A 15,058-nucleotide genomic window follows, 5' to 3' on the forward strand; every position below is an offset into this window, starting at 1 on the left:
ATTTCCTTGCGCTTTGATTTCTGCGCGAAGGTATCAGGCGGGTAAGGCGTGTCCAGTGGCCGCAGGGCGGATACTCAGAAAGTAAGCGAGAGGCGGCTGCCTTCGGGGGTAAGCTTATGATCTACCTGCGCATCTAGCTGTGAGGCCGCTGCTGCCATTAAGGTCTGGCCGATGCTATCAGGCCTCTGTTTGCTCTCGCTTTTCGTGCCCAGCCCGTTGTCTTTGCAGGTCAGGTGAAACTGGCCATCCCGTAGCGCTAGATCAATCGTGATATGGCCGGGAGTTGCGCCGGGAAACCCGTGTTTGATCGAATTGGCGGCAAATTCACTGATGATTAGGCCCAAGGATGACGCCACATTGGCACGCAGCAGAGCTTGGTCAGCTGTGTAGCTGATTTTGATATGATCCGGCGCGGTTTGCTGCAAAAGCCCCGCGACCTTGTCGAGGTATTTATCTGCATCCACTTCATCGCGTCCACCGCTCGATTGAAGTTCGCCATGTAGAGTTGCCATGGCGCTGACCCGGCGCTGGATGCTATCAAGCACATCAATCGTGGCTTTGTCGTCCAACTGCCTCGCGTGCAGCCGAACCATCGCTGAAAGTGTCTGCAGTGAGTTTTTGACGCGGTGATCCGCTTCGCTCATCAATACAGCCTGACGGCTGAGCGAAAGGCGCAGGTCAAGCTGCTTCATCACCTGACGGGCCAGCACGGCGACGGCCTTGCGTTGATGTGCGCTTAGCGCGCGGGGTTTGTTATCAAGGATGCAAAGCGTGCCCAACGGCAGACCATCGGGGGCCACTAGCAAAGCACCCGCGTAAAAGCGCAGCCCGTTCCCATCGCCCGCCGTGCAAAGCGGATTGTCCGCCATGCGCGGGTCTTCTAACGTGTCCGGGATCTCTACGAAGGGCGCTTCGAGGATGGCGTGAGAGCAAAGCGATGTATCCAGTGGAGTTTCGCGCGCGCCAAGGCCAACCTCCGCTTTGAACCACTGGCGGTCCTTGTCGATCAGGTTAATTACCGAAATAGGGGCATCGCAGATCTCTGCGGCAAGCTCGACGATCTCGTCAAACTCCGCCTCGCGCGGGGTATCGAGAATGTTATAACCATAGAGCGTCCGAAGGCGCTGGTCTTGCTGGGGGTGGGGATTGGCGCGCAAAACAATGGCCCTTTCTGGGTTTGCTCTTGAAGACATGAAAGCGCCCAAAAATACAAGCAAACAATCGCAAATCGCCCTCGGATCCGCGCCCTTACCTGCGACAGTTCGCCCCGTAGGGGGTGCCCGATAAGAGATTGAAGCTTTGGTCTCAAATCTGTAATCATTCTAAAAGCTGAATATGGAGGAGGCCCTTCCTGTTCGCGCCAAAAGATGGAGACGCGCAATGGACTATAACGAGAAGCTCGACGCGGCGATTGCGCGCCTACATGACGAAGGACGCTACCGGACCTTCATCGACATTGAGCGTCGCAACGGCCAGTTCCCCCATGCGGTCTGGACCAAGCCTGACGGATCGCAGCAAGATATCACCGTTTGGTGCGGCAATGATTACCTTGGCATGGGGCAAAACCCTGTGGTGATCGAGGCAATGGAAGAGGCCCTGCGCGCAACTGGCGCAGGCTCTGGCGGCACGCGCAACATCTCGGGCACGACCGTTTACCACAAGCAGCTTGAGGCTGAACTGGCCGACCTGCACGGCAAGGAAGCCGCGCTGCTGTTCACCTCGGCCTATATTGCCAATGACGCCACGCTTTCCACGCTGCCCAAGCTGTTTCCGGGGCTGATTATCTATTCCGACGCGCTGAACCACGCCTCCATGATCGAAGGGGTGCGCCGCAATGGCGGGGCGAAACGCATTTTCCGCCACAATGACGTGGCCCATCTGCGCGAGTTGATGGAGGCCGATGATCCCGCCGCCCCCAAGTTGATTGCTTTCGAATCAATCTACTCCATGGACGGTGACTTTGGCCCAATCGAAGAGATTTGCGATCTCGCGGAAGAATTCGGCGCGCTTACATATATCGACGAAGTGCACGCGGTGGGCATGTACGGCCCACGCGGGGCAGGGGTGGCAGAGCGTGACCGCCTGATGCACCGGCTCGACATCATCAACGGCACGCTGGCTAAGGCCTACGGCGTGATGGGCGGCTATATCGCGGCCTCTGCCAAGATGTGCGACGCGATCCGCTCATATGCACCGGGGTTTATCTTTACCACCTCGTTGCCGCCTGCGGTGGCGGCTGGCGCAGCGGCTTCGGTTGCCTATCTCAAACGCGCGCCAGAGCTGCGCGAGAAGCATCAGCAGCAAGCTAAAGCACTGAAATTGCGTCTTAAAGGTTTGGGCCTGCCGATCATCGATCACGGCAGCCATATCGTGCCCGTCATGGTGGGCAACCCCGTGCACACCAAGCTGCTGTCGGACATGCTACTCGAAGATCACGGCATCTATGTTCAGCCGATCAACTTCCCGACCGTGCCGCGTGGCACAGAGCGGCTGCGCTTTACCCCGTCGCCCGTGCACGGGCCCAAAGAGATGGACGCCCTGGTTCGTGGAATGGACACGCTCTGGTCTCATTGTGCGCTGAATCGTGCCGAAGCTGCTGGATAACGCAGCGCTATTCGTGTTTTGCGTTGTCTTGTGGTAGCCTTTTGTCAAGAAAAGGCTACATCCGAATCGTTGGGGCGTGTTTGGATCAAAGCTACAGGCTAACTGGGACAGGGCATATTGATGATCGGGCGTTGGGCCTCCAAATCCGCTGAGGACGAAACAGTCGAACCCAAAGGGTTCGATGCATTCGAATTGCGGTTGGGGGATGTCATGCGCGGCGAACGCGCGACGCTTGGCAAATCCCTGCTCGATGTACAGCGCGAATTGCGCATCAAAGCCTCCTATATTGCTGCTATCGAAAATTGCGATCCCGGTGCATTTGATACGCCCGGCTTTATCGCGGGCTATGTGCGATCTTATGCACGCTACCTCAACATGGATCCTGACCGGGCTTTTACGGCCTTTTGCAAGGAATCCGGTTTCGCGGTTGCGCATGGCATGTCCGCCGAAGCCTCTGTCGTTAAAAAGCCGAGCTTTGAAGAGCGGCGTAAGTCCCCGAAAGAAGACGATCTTTTTGCCCGACCCAACACGCCCTTCGTGCCCATGGGCGATGGTTTGCTCAGCCGGATTGAGCCGGGTGCGGTAGGATCCTCGCTGGTTCTGATCGCGCTGATTTCGGCCATTGGGTTTGGCGGCTGGACCGTGCTGAAAGAAGTGCAGCGGGTGCAGGTCGCGCCTGTGGATCAAACGCCTATCGTCTTGTCAGACCTTGATCCGCTGGACGGCGCATTGGCCCGCGCCCCTGATACTGACGATGATTCCGCGGCACCCCAAAGTGTTGAAAGCCCCCGCGCCGATGCGCTTGACCGGCTTTATCGCCCGCAAGCGCTGGACGTGCCGGTTCTGGTGGCCCGCGATGCGCCGATTGCGTCCATCGATCCGCGTTCCGTTAGTAATTTCCCAACCCCCGACCGCCCAGATATACCGGCGCAGGGCACCGCTGTGGCTGAGAATGGCACAATCAACGACGCCATCAATGAAGCTGTGATGCTCGCCAATGCTGACACCGGCCTGCCCAAACCGCAGGTGGTTGAACCTTTGGGTGACAAGGTGCGTATGGTCGCGGCATACCCCTCTTGGGTGCGGGTGCGTGCAGCGGATGGTACGGTGATTTTCGAGGGCGTGATGAACAAGGGCGACACATGGGACGTCCCCGTGACCGAAGAACCGCCGACCCTGCGCACCGGCGAATCCGGCGCGCTTTATTTCGCTATGGCGGATGGGTGCTTTGGCCCGGTAGGTCCGCGCGGCGCTGTGACCTCAAATGTGCCGCTCCATGCGCAAGCGTTGGCTGAACTTTATCAGCCGGTTGATCCCACGGCGGAACAATCGCTTAGCCGGATGTTCGCCGATCTGGAGGGGTCGCTTGACCCTTCGGCCTTGGCTGCGATGCCCTGTCAGCGGCGCTAACGCCACGGCTTCCGCTTCCCATTGCACATGCGACCCCGCCTGACTAGGTAGGGGCGATAGCTCCCGTTCCCGCGAAAGGTGTCTTTATGTCGCTTCATTCCATTCGCCCTTGGCGCGATATCCCGCGTCGCAAGTCCCGGCAGATCATGGTGGGCAATGTGCCGGTGGGGGGCGATGCGCCGATTACTGTGCAAACGATGACCAATACGCTCACGACCGACGTGGCGGGGACCATCGCGCAGATACAGGCTTCCGCCGATGCGGGCGCGGATATCGTGCGGGTTTCTGTCCCGGATGAGGCGTCATCCAAAGCCCTGCGGGAAATCGTGCCCGAAGTTTCTGTGCCAATCGTTGCAGATATCCATTTCCACTACAAACGCGGGATCGAAGCCGCCGAAGCCGGTGCCGCCTGCCTGCGGATCAACCCAGGCAACATCGGCGATGAGAAGCGTGTGCGCGAGGTCATCAAAGCCGCGCGGGACCACAATTGTTCTATCCGCATCGGTGTGAACGCTGGCTCATTGGAGCGGCACCTGCTTGAGAAATACGGCGAGCCTTGTCCCGATGCGATGGTCGAAAGTGGGCTGGATCATATCAAAATCCTGCAAGACAATGATTTTCACGAATTCAAAATCTCTTGCAAAGCGTCTGATGTTTTCATGGCTGCTGCCGCTTACCAACAGCTTGCCGATGCCACCGACGCCCCCATCCACCTCGGCATCACCGAGGCGGGCGGGCTGATGTCGGGCACGATCAAGTCGGCCATCGGGTTGGGCAATCTGCTGTGGAGTGGTATTGGCGATACGATCCGCGTCTCACTCTCGGCTGATCCGGTCGAAGAGGTGAAGGTCGGTTATGAAATTCTCAAATCGCTTGGACTGCGTCACCGGGGCGTGAACATCATCTCTTGCCCCTCCTGCGCGCGACAGGGGTTTGATGTGATCAAGACCGTCGAGGCGTTGGAAAAGCGGCTGGAGCATATCAAGACGCCGATGAGCCTTAGCATCATCGGTTGTGTTGTAAACGGCCCAGGCGAAGCGCTGATGACAGATGTCGGTTTCACCGGGGGCGGCGCGGGCTCTGGTATGGTCTATCTTGCGGGCAAGCAAAGCCATAAGCTTGGCAACGAAGGTATGATCGAACATATCGTCGAACAGGTGGAAGAACGCGCGGCACAGATTGAGGCTGAAGCGGTGAAAGCGGCGGAGTAGGGTGGCTGGGCCGCTGGCCGCGTGGCGGCGGGCAGGGTGCGCTGCGGTATTTTTAAAAGGATGAAGATGGTAGGAAGCGGGTGAACCGGGCGGGGCGCGTGCTTTTTTGCTGTTTGGAAGATGTCTTTAATCAGTGGGTTGGTGTTGAATGTTAATGTGGTTTGGGGTTGAGGTGCTTTTCTAGGACCATGGGCGGCATGTGGCCGTTGAGGACCATCTCAGGCAATACGTAGAAGGGGGCGGAGTCGAGTCCTAGGGCGGCGGCCCAGCGGGCGGCTGGATGCGTGTGCAGATCGTGCTGGGTGAATGTCAGCCCGTAACGCTCTGTGATTTCTGTTAATTCTTTGAGGGCGGCCGCGCAGGTATTACAGTCTTGCGCGGTGAAAAGCGCTACGGCGTGGCCCGACAGAAGGTCGGGAGCGAGCCGTTCGAGCAGGGTTAGGTCGTCTTGGATATATTGCTGCATTTCGGATTGCGCCGGCTGCGGCGCTGCCATCGCGTCGGCGATCACGTCACCATTCGCCAAGATCGCCGCGCGGAGTTCTGCGTGGAAAGCAGCGCGCTCGGCTGGGCCAAACGCGCTGAAATCACTTGCTGCGGCGGGCAGGGCCAGCGCAAACGCGGCCAATGCACCTGCCGTGCGCATTTTTAACCGCGCTTTTCTGCGATCAATGCCATCATCTGGTCATAGGGCAGGTAGCCGCGCAGCATTTCGTCTTGCATCACGAACGTAGGCGTCCCGGTGATTTGCAGCTTTTCGGCCAATGCGCGGGTGTCGGCGATCTCTTGGGTGACTTCGTCGCTGCCCATTTTGGCTTCGATTGCCGCCACATCCAGATCAAAGCTTTCGCCCAAGCGGCGCAGCACGGGGAGGGAGACCTGGCCATTAAAGGCCATCAGCGCATCGTTCAACTGCTTGTACTCATCATCTCCGGCAACTTGTTTGGTCGCCACGGCAAAGCGCGAGGCCAGCACGGATTGTTCTCCCAAGATTGGGAACTCTTTGACGATCAGCTTGATATTACCATCTGTTTCCAACAGCTTCGCCACTTCGTCGTGGGCGCGTTTGCAATAGCCGCAGCGGTAATCAAGAAACTCGACCAGCGTGATGTCACCGTCGGGGTTGCCGCCGACCCATGAATACCCATCGTCAAAGATCGCATCGGCATTGGTGCTGACCAGATCGAAATCCGCCTGCATCTGCGCTTGGGCCTGATTGTTCTGCATCTGCTCAACCGCCTGAAGGATCACTTCGGGGTTTTCCATCAGATAGGCGCGAACTTCGGCGCGGAACTGGGCGCGTTCGGCGTCAGTCAATTCGGTTAGGTCCATCGCCCCGGCGGGGGCGGCAAGGGCCAATGCGCTGGCAAAGGTGGGGGCGATCAGGCGGGCGAACATGGGCGGACCTTTCATTGAAACGAGCCTTCGGGGGGCCAAGGGTTGACGCCCGGCATCAGGCGCGGTGAAAGCATAAGCCGAGAGTAGGAGCAAGCCCATGCGCAATTCAACCCGATCCGCCGTCGATCCCTTCATCGTGATGGACGTAATGCAGGCCGCGACCGCAGCCGAAGAAGCAGGTCGCCACATCATCCATATGGAGGTTGGCCAGCCCGGCACAGGTGCGCCAAGGGAGGCTGCCGAGGCGCTGAGCGAGGCAATGGGAGAGGGCGCATTGGGCTATACTGTGGCGCTTGGGCTGCCCGCGCTGCGCAAGCGTATCGCGCAGATGTATGGGGATTGGTACAATGTCGATCTCGATCCGGCGCGGGTGGTGATCACCCCCGGATCCTCGGGCGGGTTTTTGCTGGCCTTCACCGCGTTGTTTGATTCCGGTGATCGCGTCGGCATCGGCGCGCCGGGCTATCCCAGTTACCGCCAAATCCTGCGGGCCTTGGGCATGCAGCCGGTCGATCTGCCCGCCGCACCAGAAAACCGCTACCAGCCCGTGGCGGCGGATTTCGCGGGGCAAGACCTGCGCGGGTTGCTGGTGGCCTCACCTGCCAACCCTTCGGGCACCATGCTGGACCGTTCGGCGCTTTTGGCGCTCACAGACGCCTGTGCGGCCAGTGACATGTCCTTCATCTCGGACGAGATCTACCATGGCATTGAATATGACAAGAAGGCCGTGACCGCGCTGGAGGTCACTGACGACTGCTATGTCATCAACTCCTTCTCCAAGTATTTCTCAATGACTGGCTGGCGCGTCGGCTGGATGGTGGTGCCCGAAGATCAGGTGCGCGTGGTTGAGCGGATCGCGCAAAACATGTTCATCTGCGCCCCCCATGCCAGCCAGATTGCGGCACTGGCGGCCATGGATTGTGATGATGAATTGCAGGCCAATCTTGCGGTCTATCGCCGCAATCGGGATCTGATGATCGACGGGCTGAAAGAGGCGGGGTTCACCGACATCGCGCCGCCTGATGGTGCGTTCTATGTCTATGCTGATGTTTCGCGTTTCACCGATGACAGTCGCGCTTTTGCGGCCGAGATTTTGGAAAAGGCGGGTGTTGCTGTGACCCCCGGGCTCGATTTCGATCCGGCGCGGGGGCATAAGACATTGCGCTTTTCCTACGCGCGCAGCACGGTGGATATGGAAGAGGGCATCGCCCGGCTCAAAGCTTTCATGGCTGCACGCTGAACGCTGGTTTGCCCGCGCGGCAGATGGTACAATAGCGAAAACGAGCAGGGTGATGAAACATGCGGGCAATTCTAAAGGGTCTGGCAATGGCGCTGGCCTGTGCGGCGCCGGTAGATGTAGGGGCGCAGGAATTGACCGCGCTGGCGCGAGTCGATCCAGTTGCAAGCGCTGTGAAAGACGGCTGGTTTGGTAAGACTGACCTTACCGTGGCGTTAAGCCAAGGCGTGCCGTTCCGCGTTTTCCTGCTGGATGATCCCGCCCGCCTGATCGTCGATTTTCGCGAGGCAGATTGGAGCGAGGTGGAAACTGGCGATCTGCTGGCCAAGCCGGGTCGGATTTCGGCCCTGCGCTTTGGCGCGTTTCAGCCCGGTTGGTCGCGGCTGGTGGCCGACCTGGCCGAGCCGATGGTGCCTGCCGAGATTGGGATGCCAGTGGATGCGGCCAGCGGCAAGGCGCGGCTGGAAATCACGCTTGAAACCGTAGCAGCTGAGGTCTTCACTGAGGTCGCAGGTGCACCCGTTGATCCCGATTGGACCACCGCGCTGACCGCGGCGCCGAAACCGCCAGCGGTCGATAAAAACACCTTCACCGTCGTGCTGGACCCCGGCCACGGCGGCATCGACCCCGGTGCGCAGCGCGAAGGGTTGGATGAAAAAGACCTGATGCTGAACTTCGCCCGCGATCTGCGCGATGCGCTGCGGCGCAAAGGGGTGGATGTGCTGCTCACCCGTGACGAAGACCTCTTCGTGGCGCTTGAGCATCGCGTCGCCATCGCCCATCAGGCGGAGGCCGATCTGTTTATCTCACTCCATGCGGATAGCCTGTCACAGGGCGGGGCGAGCGGGGCGACAGTCTACACGCTATCGGATGATGCCAGCGACGTGGCGACCGAACATCTTGCCGCGCGGCACGATCGGTCTGACATTATCGCAGGCGCCGATTTGACGGGATCAGATGATCAGGTGGCCGGTATTTTGCTTGATCTTGCGCGCCAAGAAACCGAGCCGCGCTCGGATGCGCTGGCAAAGGTGCTGGTAGAGGGGATGCGCGCGGCGGGCGGGCCGATGAACAACCGGCCCCTGCGGCGGGCTGGGTTTTCGGTGTTGAAATCCGCCGATATTCCCTCTGTTTTGGTCGAAGTCGGATTTCTCAGCTCCAAGCGGGATCTAACCAATTTGCGCGATCCTGTATGGCGTGCGTCGATGGTAATGGCGATGGCTGACGCGATTGTCAATTGGCGCGATCAGGATGCGGCGCTCAAACCCTTGATCCGAAAGTAAAATAGATGGATATGGCCAGTTCGGCGATGGGCGGACATTCGCCCCTTGCTGGCGGCCATGTGTTTTGACCCGCGCCAGTGCATCCTGTATAGGCTCGGTTCTATCCCTAGCCAATGGTGGTCCGCGCGCGTGTTTCGATTTGTCCTGTCCTTTTTGGGGGGTATCTTTACCACCCTGACCCTGGCCGTCGGCATGGTCGCTTTGACCATCGGTGCGGTGTTCTGGATGTATGGTCGGGATCTGCCCAGCCACGAGTCGCTGGCCCAATACACGCCGCCGACAATCAGCCGGATTTACTCGGGCCAAGGTCGTTTGATTGATGAATTCGCCAAGGAACGTCGTCTGTTTGCCCCGGCAAGCACGATCCCCGATTTGGTGAAACAGGCATTCATTTCGGCGGAAGACAAGAATTTCTACACGCACGAAGGCTATGACCTACGCGGCATTGGTGCGGCGGCGGTTGATGCGGTGAAATCTCGCGGGCGCGATGTGCGCGGCGCATCGACGATCACGCAGCAGGTAATGAAGAACTTTCTGTTGTCCGGCGACCGGCGGGCTGAGCGCAAGATCAAAGAAATTATCCTCGCCACGCGGATCGAAGAGACGCTGAGCAAAGAGAAGATCCTTGAGCTGTATCTCAACGAAATTTTCCTCGGCCAGAACTCCTATGGCGTGGCCGCGGCCAGCCAGACATATTTCAACAAAACGCTGAGCGAGTTGGCCCCGCATGAGGCGGCTTTCCTCGCCTCACTGCCCAAAGCGCCGTCGGATTACCATCCGGTGCGCCGCAAGGACCGGCTGCTGGCGCGGCGGAACTTCGTACTGCGCGAGATGAAAGAGAACGGCTATATCACTGCGGCGGAATATGAGACCGAAGTGGCGCTGCCGCTACGCTCGGTTCAGAATGGCGATTTCGAGAGCTTTAAGGCTGAACTGCCGCCGCGTGATTACTTTACCGACGAAATTCGCCGCCAGTTGAGCGAAGACTTTGGCGAGGGCGAATTCTTTACCGGTGGTTTGACCGTGCGCGCGACCATCGACAATGAAATGCAGCCTATTGCCGCCAATGCGCTGCGTCTTCAGCTTGAGCAATATGACCGAGGGCAAGGCATTTGGCGCGGCACGCGCTTTGACATTCCAGCCGAGCAGTTGACCAGCGAAGAGAAATGGCGCGCCGCCCTCGCGGACCTACGGGTGCCACGCGATATTGACTTGGAAAACCAATGGTATCCGGCAGTGGTGCTGGAGGTGGGCAATAGCGACGCCCGCGTTGGGATCGAAGGCGTTGAAGAAGACGATGACGGTCACTGGATCCCCGCGAAGGACGTGCAGTGGGCGCGCAAGCGGCTAGATGATGGTAAACTTGGCCGTAAGGCGCAGGTTGCCGGGGATCTGCTCGACGTGGGTGAAGTTGTGCTGGTGCGCCGCATGACCTCGGACAGCGATGGGTCGTTCATCCGCTGGACCCTGCGGCAGGTGCCAGAAGTGCAGGGCGGTTTCGTTGCGATGGACGTGCATACAGGCCGTGTGATTGCGATGCAGGGCGGGTTTTCCTACCAATCGAGCGTGTTTAACCGCTCAACCCAAGCCAAGCGGCAGCCGGGGTCGAGCTTCAAGCCCTTCGTCTATGCCTCCGCGCTCGACAGTGGCTATAGCCCGGCGACCATCGTGGTGGACGCCCCGATTGAGATCAACACACCGCAGGGTGTGTGGCGGCCTCAGAACGCGTCGCATAAATTCTATGGGCCCGCGCCACTGCGTACCGGGATCGAACAGTCGCGAAACTTGATGACCATCCGTCTGGCCCAAGAGGTCGGGATGGATGTGGTTGGCAGCTATGCTGAACGCTTTGGGGTTTACGACGATCTGGCCCCTTTGTTGTCCAACGCGCTTGGCAGTCAGGAAACCACTCTTTACCAAATGGTGTCGGCCTATGCGATGTTCGCCAATGGGGGGGAACGGGTTCAGCCGACGTTGGTAGACCGGGTGCAAGACCGCTATGGCCGCACCGTCTATAAACACGACGAGCGCAAATGCTACGACTGTGAGCAGATCAACCTCGCCCCCGGTGCAGCGCCACGCATCATCTCTAACCGCGAGCGGGTGATGGACCCTGTAACGGCGTACCAGTTGACGTCGATGATGCGCGGCGTGGTTGAACGCGGCACAGCGCGCAATGCCGTTAACTTGCCCGTTCCGATCGCAGGAAAAACCGGCACCACCAACGATGAAAAAGACGCGTGGTTCGTCGGGTTCTCGTCCAATGTGGTAGCGGGCTGTTATATCGGTTTTGACACGCCGCGCCCGATGGGCCGCGGGGCAGGCGGCGGGCGTCTTTGCGCGCCAGTGTTTCAGCGCTTTATGTCTCAGGCGATCAAGAAATACGGCGGCGGTGATTTCAAAGTCCCCGAGCAGTGCCGCTTTATCAAGATCGACCGTTTCACCGGCGCACGGCTGAGCGATAGCGCGACGGGCGCCAACGTTGTGTCGGAATGTTTCCGCAATGGCGAAGAGCCGCTTTTTGGCATCGCTTTCGACGGCGGCTTTGCCATGGGCGCAGACTTGCCTCTGGTCGAAGAACTGGGCGGCTCTTCCTCGCGTGAAGTCACCACATCGACCGGCAAAAAGGCCACCGTGGGCCCCAAGGCGAGCTTTGGCACGCTCAGCTCCGGCGGTTTGTACTAAGCAGACATAGGGGCGGGCAGGCGTTCGGTTTGCCACCCCCACTTGCCGCCACTGGCGGGCTGGTCTATCTCTCGTGCGGCTCCGGTATTCGGGGCCGCATTACTTATCAAAGGCAGGCACACATGCGCGCAGAGGCACAGAATACCGCGGACCAGATCAGCAAATCGCTGGAATTGCTGGCCCAGCGACTGGATGTGGAGACCGCGCCCTACCGGCTGGAAGAATTCAACGCCCGCGTCGAAGACCCGAACCTTTGGGACAACCCCGACGCGGCGCAAAAACTGATGCGTGAACGGCAGTCGCTGGTGGATGCCATCGACACCTATGAAGGCATTAAGCAAGAGCTGGCCGATAACGTCGAGCTGATCGAACTGGGTGAGATGGAAGAGGACGAAGAGGTCATCTCTGACGCCGAATCCGCGCTGAAGGCGTTGGCAGAAACCGCCGCCCAGAAAGAGCTTGAAGCGCTGCTGAACGGCGAGGCCGATAGCAACGACACCTTCCTTGAAATCAACTCTGGCGCGGGCGGCACCGAAAGCTGCGACTGGGCCAGCATGCTGGCGCGGATGTATGTCCGCTGGGCTGAGAAGAAGGGCTATAAAGTCGATCTGCAGGCCGAAAGCGCGGGCGAAGAGGCGGGGATCAAATCCGCAACTTATAAGATCGAAGGGCATAACGCTTATGGCTGGCTGAAGTCCGAAAGCGGCGTGCACCGTTTGGTACGCATCTCGCCCTTCGACTCGGCGGCCAAGCGGCACACCTCTTTCACTTCCGTGAAGGTCTACCCCGTGGTCGACGACAATATCGAGATCGAAGTGAACCCCTCTGACATCCGCATCGATACCTACCGGTCATCCGGCGCGGGCGGCCAGCACGTTAACACCACCGACTCGGCGGTGCGGATCACCCACCACCCCACCGGGATCGTCGTGACATCTTCGGAAAAGTCGCAACACCAGAACCGTGACATCGCCATGAAAGCGCTGAAATCGCGGCTGTACCAGATGGAGTTGGACAAGCGTTCGGCACTGGTCAACGAGGCCCATGAGAACGCGGGCGATGCGGGGTGGGGCAACCAGATCCGATCCTACGTGCTGCAGCCCTACCAAATGGTCAAAGATTTGCGGACCAACTACGAGACATCCGACACCAAAGGTGTGCTTGACGGTGATCTTGATGGGTTGATGGGGGCCACACTGGCATTGGCCGTCGCAGGCAAAAGCCGGGCAGAGGCGCAGGGCGACTAATCTGCTCTAGTTGAACGGCGCGTCCGGCTGTAGCAGTCGGCGGTGGTAAGGCATCAGCGCGTCAACGTCGGTAAATCCCGCATGCCGGGCGGCGGGGAGAGCTATTTTGTGGTCTCTGCCGATATACTCGTAAGTCAGCCGTGTGACACGGGTCCCAGCGGCACTTTCGGGGGCCGTTCGGGTGACATAGCCCACCCAAAAGTTATTCTCGAATGAAGCCACGCGGTTTAGGTAGTTAAACGACCCGGTCAGCGTCCTGCGCCGTGATACCACGATCGAAACACCGTTTTCCTGCTGCGAAACGATACCGCGATATTCTCGTGCACCGGGGTTTGTAGGCAACCCCTGCTCGCGCAGGGATCGGGCGCTTTCATATCCGCGCAGGAAGGTGCTGCTGTTGTGCCGAGCGACGAGAACGACACCCGTGACAAACCTGTCATGATCCAAGAAAGAGCGTCGCGCGAAGCGGTAAAAACCGCTGGGAAAGTCCGCCTCAGGGATGTTCTGAACCCCGGTGCCCAGAAAGTCGCGCAGAAAGCCGTTGTTGATCGGATCTTGGTTGAGGGAGATTTCGGTGACCGGCTCTAGCAGAACCCGCGCATCGATCTCAAAGAAACGGCAAATCCGGGCTAATACATCGGGCCGAGGGAAGCTTTCGCCCGACAGGTAACGGTTGAACTGGGTGCGGTTGATCCCAAGCTTTCGTGCAAGTTCTGATATTGAGGGGTGGTCGGCTGCCAACTGCCGCAAATTCGCACCAAACATGCTACGGAGTTCGGAGGGGGAGCGAGTCGGAGCGGACATTCTGCCTCGTTCTGATTTTCGTGCCGGTCCCAGTGCAAAGACCGTCGCAGGCAAGTTGTTAAGGGTCTGATGCTAGTTAGCGTCAGAAGTGGCGCGAATTTGAGGCTAAGCCTAAGGGAACCGTCACAAATTGCAAGCGCACGTTGCATTTTAACCTATGTTTTACCTCCTCCGATTGTCGCAGACTGTAAGCCATTGATCGAAAACGGGGTGTACTATGATAGGTGTAGTTCTGTGGAGCGATAACAGCGCTGGCAAGGCAGTCTTCTGGTGTGAAGATCATGGCGATCTGGCGTATTACGAAGAACCAATAGTCGAGATTGGTGGTGGTTCCGGGTTTGATACCGGCGACATGGTGCAGTTCGATATTTCTGTGCATCGCAAACTACGGATTGCTGGGAACCCGCGACTTGTCCAAGAGAATGCTGGCGAACATCTGCCGGACGCCCTGCGCAGCGATACCATTCCGGCTAAGGCGTTAAACCGTACAGAAAAATCGCGCAAGACCGCACAGATCATTCCCTTCACACCAAAGGCCGGACAGCGCCGCCTTGGCGCTGCCCAACTAAAAGCCTAAGATTGCGGGCGGGTCAGACCCCGCGGGCGAGGGCCGCAACCCCAGTGCGGGCCACATCGGCAAGGCCCAATGGGCGCATCAATTCGGCGAACGCGTCAATTTTCTCCGGCGCGCCCGTGATCTCAAACACAAAGCTCTCGAGCGTGCTGTCGACCACATTAACGCGGAAGATATCCGCCAGACGCAGCGCCTCGACCCGGTGTTCGCCTTTGCAGATAACTTTGAACATCGCCAGTTCACGTTCCACGCTTGGGCCTTCGACGGTGAGGTCATGCACCTCATGGACTGGCACGATCCGACCGACCTGCGCTTTGATCTGCTCGATCACCTGCGGGGTGCCGCTGGTGACGATGGTGATGCGCGACAGATGACCGGTGTGATCGACCTCGGCCACGGTGAGGCTGTCGATGTTATAGCCCCGACCTGAGAACAGGCCGATCACCCGCGCCAGCGCGCCGGGTTCGTTCTCGACCAACACCGCCAGCGTGTGTTTCTCGACCACATCCGAAAAGCTGGGCCGTAGGTTATAGGCGGAATGCGAGGTCGCACCTTTCTTGATTTTTAGGGCAGCCATGTCTTTGTCCTTCTATCTAGCCGCGGGA

The 15,058-nt window shown here is 59.1% G+C and carries 13 protein-coding genes; 8 read left to right on the top strand and 5 right to left on the bottom strand.

Annotated features, from left to right (window positions below; all coding sequences use genetic code 11):
• Positions 1-74 precede the first annotated feature (74 nt).
• Positions 75-1,157: a histidine kinase dimerization/phosphoacceptor domain -containing protein gene (locus tag DSM110093_RS06370; RefSeq protein ID WP_243267197.1), complete on the bottom strand. Its 1,083-nt coding sequence runs from the start codon at positions 1,155-1,157 to the stop codon at positions 75-77.
• 223 nt (positions 1,158-1,380) lie between these two features.
• Between DSM110093_RS06370 and hemA the strand changes: the two genes are divergently transcribed.
• From hemA to ispG, 3 genes are all read left to right on the top strand, one after another.
• Entirely contained in the window at positions 1,381-2,604 is a 1,224-nt protein-coding gene (gene hemA, locus DSM110093_RS06375) for a 5-aminolevulinate synthase (protein ID WP_243267198.1), read from the top strand.
• Positions 2,605-2,724: 120 nt separating this feature from the next.
• Positions 2,725-4,014: a helix-turn-helix domain-containing protein gene (locus DSM110093_RS06380; RefSeq protein ID WP_243267199.1), complete on the top strand. Its 1,290-nt coding sequence runs from the start codon at positions 2,725-2,727 to the stop codon at positions 4,012-4,014.
• A gap of 86 nt (positions 4,015-4,100) precedes the next feature.
• Positions 4,101-5,225 carry a flavodoxin-dependent (E)-4-hydroxy-3-methylbut-2-enyl-diphosphate synthase gene (gene ispG / locus DSM110093_RS06385; protein WP_243267200.1) on the top strand — a complete coding sequence of 375 codons (1,125 nt, stop codon included), beginning with the start codon at positions 4,101-4,103 and terminating at the stop codon, positions 5,223-5,225.
• A gap of 151 nt (positions 5,226-5,376) precedes the next feature.
• On the opposite strand, the gene DSM110093_RS06390 is transcribed toward ispG, so the two are convergent.
• Positions 5,377-5,871 (bottom strand): disulfide bond formation protein DsbA, encoded by a 495-nt coding sequence (locus DSM110093_RS06390; protein WP_243267201.1) that lies wholly within the window; start codon positions 5,869-5,871, stop codon positions 5,377-5,379.
• A gap of 2 nt (positions 5,872-5,873) precedes the next feature.
• A complete protein-coding gene (locus DSM110093_RS06395) occupies positions 5,874-6,623 on the bottom strand; it encodes a DsbA family protein (RefSeq protein WP_243267679.1) in 750 nt (249 codons plus the stop codon).
• A gap of 97 nt (positions 6,624-6,720) precedes the next feature.
• Between DSM110093_RS06395 and DSM110093_RS06400 the strand changes: the two genes are divergently transcribed.
• The 4 genes from DSM110093_RS06400 to prfB all read left to right on the top strand — a co-directional run bounded on the left by DSM110093_RS06400 (position 6,721) and on the right by prfB (position 13,075).
• Complete coding sequence (locus DSM110093_RS06400) at positions 6,721-7,863, top strand: aminotransferase class I/II-fold pyridoxal phosphate-dependent enzyme (protein ID WP_243267202.1); 1,143 nt, start codon at positions 6,721-6,723, stop codon at positions 7,861-7,863.
• Between the two features lie 59 nt (positions 7,864-7,922).
• Entirely contained in the window at positions 7,923-9,143 is a 1,221-nt protein-coding gene (locus DSM110093_RS06405; protein WP_243267203.1) for an N-acetylmuramoyl-L-alanine amidase, read from the top strand.
• A gap of 129 nt (positions 9,144-9,272) precedes the next feature.
• Positions 9,273-11,828, top strand: coding sequence for a PBP1A family penicillin-binding protein (locus tag DSM110093_RS06410; protein ID WP_243267204.1), 2,556 nt, complete (start codon positions 9,273-9,275; stop codon positions 11,826-11,828).
• Between the two features lie 122 nt (positions 11,829-11,950).
• A complete protein-coding gene (gene prfB / locus DSM110093_RS06415) occupies positions 11,951-13,075 on the top strand; it encodes a peptide chain release factor 2 (protein ID WP_243267205.1) in 1,125 nt (374 codons plus the stop codon).
• Between the two features lie 6 nt (positions 13,076-13,081).
• Here prfB and DSM110093_RS06420 read toward each other — a convergent pair whose 3' ends face one another.
• Positions 13,082-13,879: a helix-turn-helix transcriptional regulator gene (locus tag DSM110093_RS06420; RefSeq protein WP_243267206.1), complete on the bottom strand. Its 798-nt coding sequence runs from the start codon at positions 13,877-13,879 to the stop codon at positions 13,082-13,084.
• A gap of 217 nt (positions 13,880-14,096) precedes the next feature.
• Between DSM110093_RS06420 and DSM110093_RS06425 the strand changes: the two genes are divergently transcribed.
• The gene (locus DSM110093_RS06425) at positions 14,097-14,456 is read left to right on the top strand and encodes a hypothetical protein (RefSeq protein WP_243267207.1); all 360 of its coding nucleotides are present in this window, start codon (positions 14,097-14,099) and stop codon (positions 14,454-14,456) included.
• 13 nt (positions 14,457-14,469) lie between these two features.
• Here DSM110093_RS06425 and ilvN read toward each other — a convergent pair whose 3' ends face one another.
• The gene (gene ilvN, locus DSM110093_RS06430; RefSeq protein WP_243267208.1) at positions 14,470-15,030 is read right to left on the bottom strand and encodes an acetolactate synthase small subunit; all 561 of its coding nucleotides are present in this window, start codon (positions 15,028-15,030) and stop codon (positions 14,470-14,472) included.
• Positions 15,031-15,058: the final 28 nt, after the last annotated feature.

This window comes from Sulfitobacter sp. DSM 110093, assembly GCF_022788715.1.
In the GTDB taxonomy this organism is placed as follows: Bacteria; Pseudomonadota; Alphaproteobacteria; order Rhodobacterales; family Rhodobacteraceae; genus Sulfitobacter.